This is a genomic window from Microcoleus sp. C2D2 (genome assembly GCF_036702495.1).
Taxonomy (GTDB): Bacteria; Cyanobacteriota; Cyanobacteriia; order Cyanobacteriales; family Microcoleaceae; genus Microcoleus.
Window position 1 is genome coordinate 1 of sequence record NZ_JAUBTO010000312.1, and the last position, 3,609, is coordinate 3,609.

Genomic DNA, 3,609 nt, shown 5'->3' on the forward strand with positions numbered 1-3,609 from the left:
GATTTTAAATCACCCTAACCTTCCCTCAGTCCTGTCTTATGGTACTATGGCTGCTTAAAAACTGTCCGAACTATTGATAGATGAGATGGAATTGGTAGAAGAAGTCAACAAAAAAGTGGGTATCAAAACCAAAGAAACAGTCAGCCCCGGACAAGTAATGAAAGCAATAATTTTGAACGGATTGGGGTTTTTGAGCGCCCCAATTTACCTATTCGACACATTTTTCGTAGTCCAAGCAACAGAACATTTAATCGGAGAAGGAGTGACCCCCGAACAATTAAATGATGACAGAATCGGGAGAGAATTAGACAAATACCATCAAGCTGGAACGACACAATTATTCACAGCGAGCGCCCTAAAAGCAGCAAAAAAAATTCAAGTAGAAATGAATAGCGTTCATCTAGACAGCAGTTCAATATCAGTAGAAGGAGCATACAAAACTTGTCAGGAAAAGAGTCAAGACATTGAAACAGACTCATCAGACCCAGCCGATGAAATGAAAGCCATAAAAATCGTTCACGGATACTAAGCCAGACAAAAGACCCGACCTCAAACAATTTATCATTGACACCATAGTTAGCGGTGATGGAGACGTACCATTGTATCTCAAAATAGATGACGGAAACGCCGATGACAAAAGTGTTTTTGTCGCCCGACTCAAAGAATTTAAAAACCCATGGACTTTCGACGGAATCTGTGTAGCAGACAGTGCCTTATACACAGCAGAAAATTTATCAGCAATGGCAGGAATGAAATGGATAACCAGAGTGCCATTAAGTATCAAATCAGCCCGAGAAAAAATCTCAGCTATCGAAGATAAAGACTGGGAATCAGCTCAAATAAAAGGCTACAAAATAGCAGCCATAACCAGCGAGTATGCCAACATAAAACAAAGATGGAGAGTAGTAGAAAGCGATATCAGAAAACAAGCAGCCTTCAAAAAAATAGCCCAGCAAGTAGAGAAACAATTAGAATCAGCTTCTTCCTCACTACGCAAGCTATTCAGACAAGAGTTTGCGTGTATAGCCGACGCAGAAATCGCGATAAAAAGATTATCAGATACCTGGAAGTATCACCAAATCACAGAAATTGAATGCCGAGAAAAACCCGTCAAAAAATCGACAAGCAAGCAGAAACTAGAGAACCAAACAAATCCAACAGTTGATCGAGTTACGGGTCAAATAGAAACCCGGTTATCAGTAATAGAAGCCGAACAAATCACAGCCGGGAGATTTATATTAGCCACCAACATCTTAGACACTCAAGAGGTGAGCGAGCGACAGATACTATCAGAATACAAAGCGCAGCAAAGTAACGAGAGAGGATTTAGATTTATCAAAGCTCCATTGTTTTTTACATCAAGCGTATTTGTGAAAAATCCCGAGCGAGTCGAAGCAATAGGAATGATAATGAGACTGTGCTTGTTAGTTTATACCCGAGCGCAAAGGAAATTGAGACAACACTTAGAAGCCACCAATGAGGGAGTCAGAAATCAGGTAAAGAAACTCACCAATAAACCGACAATGCGCTGGATATTTCAGATGTTTCAAGCGGTACATTTAGTGACGGTCAACGGAGATAAGCAAGTCAGTAATTTAACCCAAGACCGTCAAGATGTATTAACCCACATTCCGCACCCTCAACGGGCACATAGGCGGATGGAGGGGTAAAAGTGAATCATCCGAGACAAAGCGTGAGTAAAAAATACTCAATAATTTCGGTCACGCTCCCATCATGAGCCTTAAAAATTCCTGACAAGAGAAGTGAGGGCATGAGTTAAATCTGATATGAGTTAAAATTGCGAGGGGTAAAAACCCAGTTTATGAGGTATTCGTAACCTGAACGATCACGAAAATGCGTTAATTCAGATCGCAACCATAGCCAATCATCACCAAGAATAGTGTAAACTGGCGAAAACGATGAACGCTCAAATTAGGATTCAGCAGCCCATGCAGAAAGCATCTGAGATGAAAGTAGAAAACCTAGATCATCTGGGATTGATAGCTGGTCTAATTGATGAAATAGGAATTGTCCAAAAAATCAATGAATTAGTAGGCGAACAACCGGGCGAAATAGTCAGTCCCGGCCTGGTAGTCAAAGCCATGATTATCAATGGATTAGGGATGGTTTCCGCCCCATTATATTTATTTTCTAAATTTTTTTAAGGGAAAGCAATAGAACATTTACTTGGAGCAGGGATTCAAGAATCGCATCTCAATGATGACCGTTTGGGCCGAGTATTAGATAAATTATATTTGGCAGGAATTACGGAAATATTCACAACTATTGCGTTAGAAGCAGCTCAAAAATTTGAGATAAAAACCGACACAGCTCATTTAGATTCAAGCTCATTTCATCTACATGGCAAATATGAACAAGAATTGCCCTCAGTATCTTTTTCTAGCAGAGAAACAGATAGCAATCAGTTAGATAATTCATCAATCAACCATCAAACATCTCCCATACCAATTCAGATTACCTACGGCTACTCTCAAGGGCCAAGTCCCGACTTAAAACAGTTCATTTTAGACCTAATTTGTAGTGGAGATGGAGATGTACCACTATTTTTACGAGTAGCTTCAGGAAACGAATCAGATAATTCCATATTCGCCTCAATTTGTCAAGACTTTAAAAAACAATTAAATCTCGACAGTTTAATGGTAGCTGACAGTGCATTATATACCGCTCCCAATTTAGAAATGTTAACTAATTTAAGATGGTTAACTCGTGTACCACTCAGTCTGAAACAAGCGCAGCAACTGGTATCTCAATTAAATGAATCAGAATTTCACGGCTCTTCTGTGACGGGATATAGTTGGTCAGAACACAAAAGTAATTATGGTGGAATTACACAAAGATGGTTAGTAGTAGAGAGCAGTTTGCGTCGTGATGCTGACCAACGTAAATTAGAAAAAAACCTCAAAAAAGCTGAAGTTGAGGGTCAGAAAAAGTTGCGAGAGTTATCAAATATTGAATTTGCTTGTTCCGCGGATGCCTCAGCAGCAGCAAGTCGTTTATCCAAACAACTAAAGTATCATAATTTAACCCAAATTACCAGCAGGCAAACTACAGTAAAATCTGCTACTGATTCGACCATTTCTCATGACAACTCTAGCTCTAGCTTAATATTTAAAGTTGAAGCACAACTCGAACTAGATGCTAATGTGGTAGCCCGCAGAACCAAAGCTAGTGGCAGATTTATCTTAGCCACTAATGTACTGGATGTATCGCAATTAAACCCTGATGAAATGATTGTGAAATATAAGGAACAGCAGGCAGCAGAGAGAGGGTTTGGGTTTTTGAAAGACCCACTATTTTTTACGGATAGCGTGTTTCTGAAGTCGCCGGAAAGAATCGAGGCTTTAACTTTGGTAATGGGTTTGTGTTTGTTGGTTTATACTTTAGGTCAAAGATTACTCCGGCAAAACTTGCAACTCACTAATAAAACCTTAAAAAATCAGTTGGGTAAAGGAACCAATCGACCTACTTTACGCTGGATATTCCAAAGTTTTCAATCGATTTATGCTGTTTGTATTCAAGGACTTCAACAAGTTTCTAATTTGACATCCGAACGATTAGCCATCTTAAATTTGTTTCCAGTCACCTGTC

General features: G+C 39.5%; 2 pseudogenes. Both read left to right on the plus strand.

What is annotated here, in order from left to right:
• Positions 1-73 precede the first annotated feature (73 nt).
• Positions 74-1,670 (plus strand): annotated as a pseudogene (locus tag QUB61_RS38460) (IS1634 family transposase); the annotation flags it as partial.
• A gap of 279 nt (positions 1,671-1,949) precedes the next feature.
• Positions 1,950-3,609 (plus strand): annotated as a pseudogene (locus QUB61_RS38465) (IS1634 family transposase); the annotation flags it as partial.